This is a genomic window from Bradyrhizobium sp. LB8.2, from assembly GCF_040548035.1.
Classification (GTDB): Bacteria; Pseudomonadota; Alphaproteobacteria; order Rhizobiales; family Xanthobacteraceae; genus Bradyrhizobium.
Window position 1 is genome coordinate 1 of sequence record NZ_JBEPQV010000081.1, and the last position, 1,151, is coordinate 1,151.

Consider the following 1,151-nt stretch of genomic DNA (forward strand, 5'->3'; position numbering starts at 1 on the left):
TGATGTCGCTGGCGCGGTTGTCGAGCGACTGCGCGGTGAAGAAGTTGGTGGGATTGTCCAGGGCCGAGTTGACGCTCTTGCCGGTCGACAGACGGCTCTGCGTGGTGGCGAGAAGATCAGCGGTGGACTGGAGGGAGAGCAGGTTCTGACGAACTGACGAGGAGAGAACGATACCGGACATTGAGTGTTACCCTTCTGGTACGCAACGCAACAAACTTCGATTAGGATTAATCGATGCCGGAACCGTGAACACAGACGGCTAACAAAGCATGAAGCGTGTCGCTCCAATCCTTGCGCAGATTCACCATACGAGCGATCGGAGCCGGATCCGGTTCTCCCATATCGCCATGATAGGATGACGCTTTTTCGTGCAGCGACCCGGCGTTTGCGACTTGTCAACCATAACTCAGAGTGAGCGATCGGCTGCATCCGAATGCATCGTCTGCGCTTCGCCGAGCGGCACTCTGATGCCGTCGCAAAAAGAAAGCGGCGGAGCCGAAGCCCCGCCGCCGGATCTTGCTTGCGATGTCTTCCGCTTGTTAGCGGAGCAGCTGGAGCACGCTCTGCTGCGACTGGTTGGCCAGCGACAGCGCGGAGACCGCGATCGACTGGCGGGTCGACAGCGCCTGGCTGTTCGCCGCTTCGGTGTTGGTGTCGGCCAGGGTCAGGTTGGACGAACCGGTCTGCAACACGTTGATCAGGCTCTTGTTGAAGTCCTGACGAACCTGCACCACCGAGAGGTTCGAACCGAGGCTCGACGCTTCCGAGCGCAGTGTGCTCGACGCGGCGTTCAGGTTCGACAGCACCTTGTTGGTCGCGGAGTTGTCGATGAAGTCGACACCGCTGGTCAACGCAGCGAGGCCGAGACCCTTGGAGTTGTAGGTCACGCCGGTGATGCTGAGGTTCGACTTGCCGGTCTCGTCGAACACCAGCTTGAGCTGGTCGCCGTTCAACAAATTGACGCCGTTGAACGAGGAGTCCTGCGAGGTCGTGTCGATCTGGTTCAGGATGTTGTTGTACTGAGACACCAGGTTCGAACGCGACGTCTGGGCAACCGTATCCTGGACGGGGCTGGAAGCCGTCGAGAAGGTCAGCGCCGAAGTGAGCGTGCCGCCGATCGAACCACCTGCGGCGCTCGATCCGATGGTCGA

Annotated in this window: 2 protein-coding genes; both read right to left on the reverse strand. The window is 59.9% G+C overall.

Features of this window, described 5'->3' with window-relative positions:
• Nucleotides 1-181, reverse strand: a 181-nt coding sequence (locus ABIB06_RS38830) for a flagellin N-terminal helical domain-containing protein (RefSeq protein ID WP_502916611.1), incomplete at its 3' end; no start/stop codon positions are given.
• A gap of 358 nt (nucleotides 182-539) precedes the next feature.
• On the reverse strand, nucleotides 540-1,151 hold a 612-nt coding region (locus ABIB06_RS38835), incomplete at its 5' end, for a flagellin (RefSeq protein ID WP_354053436.1).